Origin of the sequence: uncultured Succinivibrio sp., assembly GCF_902756765.1 — a bacterium.
Lineage (GTDB): Bacteria > Pseudomonadota > Gammaproteobacteria > Enterobacterales > Succinivibrionaceae > Succinivibrio.
Genome location: NZ_CACVSS010000188.1, coordinates 1 through 2838 on the forward strand (window position 1 = coordinate 1; position 2838 = coordinate 2838).

Genomic DNA, 2838 nt, shown 5'->3' on the forward strand with positions numbered 1-2838 from the left:
TGAGCTTGATGATACCGCCATAGAGCAGAAGATAAAAGAAGATACCTATTACGTCATCTGCACCAATGATGTTGAAAGAAACTGGACTATGGCAGAGCTCATAGGTGTATATAAGAAGCAGTCTGTAGTAGAGCGTAACTGGCGATGCCTCAAGGATAAGAAACTGCTTATCAACGCAATCTATCTGGAGCTGCCATCAAGAATAAATGCACTGATGTGGATTATGACCACTGCTCTTTTGATATATACCGCAACAGAATACCTGATGCGAAAGAAGATGCAGGAGCAGAAGCTCACTATACCATCTCCGGACCATAAGATTCAGCTTGAAAAGCCAAGCCTTATGAGACTGTATCAGTATATAGGCAACAGTGGAATCGTCCTTCAGTGCAACCGAAGTACAGGAAAAGTATCTGTACTTGGACTTCCATGGGAGATGAATGGTGCCGGTATTACCTTAAGTCGTATTACCAGGACAAAGCGTTTTAACTTGTTGATTAACTGAATAATGATGTTTTATTCGAAAATTTTACCGATCAATGACTGATCAGCATCTAGAAGTATAGGAGAGAAATTGACTGAGTTACAGAAATTTTCAAAATAAAGATACCATTCAACAGGTATGGTTAGTCATTACGTCTGAAAAAAAGTCTGTATTTCAGATATCAGTTTTTCTTTCTCTTTTCAATAATACATTGGTGCTCTTTTGTATCTTTGTTATAGTTAATTCCAACCAAAAGAACGTCTCCATTGTAGTCTTTAAAGATTCTGTCATAGTTCTTTTGTTTTATCTGGTCAATAGCTGTTTCTGCTGATTTATCGTATTTAAGCTCAACTAGAAGAGCTGGTTTATCTATTCCTGGCTTTGGAATATAGACCATATCAGCAAAACCTTTCCCAGAAGGCATTTCTCTATGCACAGTATAGGTGTCGACTGTACCAAGATACAAGGCCAGAGATATAACACAGCTTAGAGAGTTCTCATCATTGTATTTAAGTATTGACGAGTGGTCCTGATGGGCTAAATCAAAGGCTTTTGCAACGTTATCAGTTTTACCATCCCAAATATCACTGAGTAAATCCAGTGAATTATCAATTAAGGAATATATTTCAGAGTATTTTTTGTTATTTCGGGTGATATTTTTGAATTCTTTTCTTATCTCTTCATTAGGAATATGAATGGCAAAAATCTTATCATTGTCTACATCTCTGAGATCTGAGTTGGGATTTATTGCAAGATACCCTAAATGGATTAGCAGAGTTAAAACATCATCTTTTGTAATGAATGTTGTCATGTCATTATGGAAGGTTGCTGTATTAACAACTATTTCGTTATCCGCAATGAGGGATATAATATCATCACGAAGTCCTTCCATATTCAGTTCAATGTATCTAGCAAGTCCTTCAAAAGTTTCTGTCTGAGACCAGAAACTTAGGAATTTATTTCTCTGAAGAGCTTTAACAACAGAGTTAGGATTATAAAGGTGTAGTTCATTATCAAAGACATATCCGTCATACCATTTTTTCATGGTATCGAAATCAGAGTTGTATTTTACGCATAGTGATTTTACTTCATCTTGAGTAAAACCAACGTATGGAGCATATTCTCCAGGTTCTGCCATTGAATACTCATCAAACATATTTAAGGCACTGTGTGAGCCGTATTTCTTGATCGGAAGAATTCCTGTCATGTATGCAAGAGCAACGTAAGACTGGTCTTTTAGGAGAGCTCTAAGGTAATCAAGATATATTTTTATTCCCTCTGTATCATTTTGTTTTTCTCTTAAGATGCAGTCCCATTCGTCTATGATAAAGATAAATCCATTAGTAATTTCAGTTGAGTTTTTGTAATTCCTGTATATGTCATCAAGAATTAGATTAAGAGGTCTATCAGTTGAAACAGTTATTTCAGGGTAAGATTCTTTTAATTCTCTTTTAATTTCTGATTCAATAGCAGCTAGCATATCTGGAACATCACCTTTTGCATTGCTTAAGAATAGCTGCATGTTTATAAAGATGGTGTTGTATTGATTTAAATGCTTTTTATACTCGCTTGAGCTAGAGATATTGAGTTTATTAAAGATGAACGAGCTATCAGTTTCTTTTGAGTAATATGCGCAGAGCATATTTGCTGTTACAGATTTTCCAAATCGTCTTGGTCTGCTGATACAGACGTAGCGGCCTTCTTTTTTTATATATTTATTCAGAACAGCTAACAACTCTGATTTATCAACAAATATCTCAGAGTCAAAAGTTACTCTGAAATCATCATATCCTCTATTTATATATTTGCCCATTTGCCGCTCCTTTCTTATCTTATTTTATCTGATGGAGCTTCTTTAATACTGAGGATTGTTCTACAGATTTGGCAACAAAACATTTAAATCCTGTCTTTCTAAATTCAGATAAGGCATTATTTGCGCTTAGTTCGTTGTCAAATTCAACAAAACAGGAAGAGCCACTTCCGGACATGTAAGATTTTCCATATACAGAAAGCTTATCTAGAAGATCTTTTACCTGTGGATATTCGTTTATTTATCTAGAAGATCTTTTACCTGTGGATATTCGTTTATGACAACAGGAGTGAAGCAGTTTTCAAATGGTACTTCTAAGAGTTCCTCGTAAGATCTGTAAGGGGAATCTTTTTTGAGTTTATCCGAGGAGAATAACTTTGCTGTAGGTACCGAGCAGTCTGGAGTAACCACCAGGTAGTATTTCTGTGGATAATCAACTTCAACAAGCTTTTCTCCTATACCTTCGGCAAAGCAGGTTGTCCCTTTTATAAAGATCGGAACATCAGCACCAAGTCCTGTTCCCATTTCTATAAGCTCTTTTTCA

At 35.7% G+C, this 2838-nt stretch carries 2 protein-coding genes and 2 pseudogenes; 1 reads left to right on the forward strand and 3 read right to left on the reverse strand.

Annotation, left to right across the window (positions count from 1 at the left end; all coding sequences use genetic code 11):
- Positions 1 to 505, forward strand: a pseudogene (locus QZU45_RS12250) (hypothetical protein); the annotation flags it as partial.
- A 160-nt stretch (positions 506 to 665) separates the two neighbouring features.
- Here QZU45_RS12250 and QZU45_RS12255 read toward each other — a convergent pair.
- From QZU45_RS12255 to QZU45_RS12260, 3 genes and pseudogenes are all read right to left on the reverse strand, one after another.
- Positions 666 to 2297: an AAA family ATPase gene (locus QZU45_RS12255; protein WP_295355694.1), complete on the reverse strand. Its 1632-nt coding sequence runs from the start codon at positions 2295 to 2297 to the stop codon at positions 666 to 668.
- A gap of 19 nt (positions 2298 to 2316) precedes the next feature.
- Positions 2317 to 2535 (reverse strand): hypothetical protein, encoded by a 219-nt coding sequence (locus QZU45_RS12565; protein ID WP_366925505.1) that lies wholly within the window; start codon positions 2533 to 2535, stop codon positions 2317 to 2319.
- A pseudogene (locus QZU45_RS12260) lies at positions 2532 to 2838 on the reverse strand (4-(cytidine 5'-diphospho)-2-C-methyl-D-erythritol kinase); the annotation flags it as partial. The pseudogene QZU45_RS12260 and the gene QZU45_RS12565, both read right to left, overlap by 4 nt.

Bases quoted from the DNA above. Each gene is read 5' to 3' on its own strand.
- QZU45_RS12255 (WP_295355694.1), bottom strand. From the start codon at position 2,297: ATGGGCAAATATATAAATAGAGGATATGATGATTTCAGAGTAACTTTT.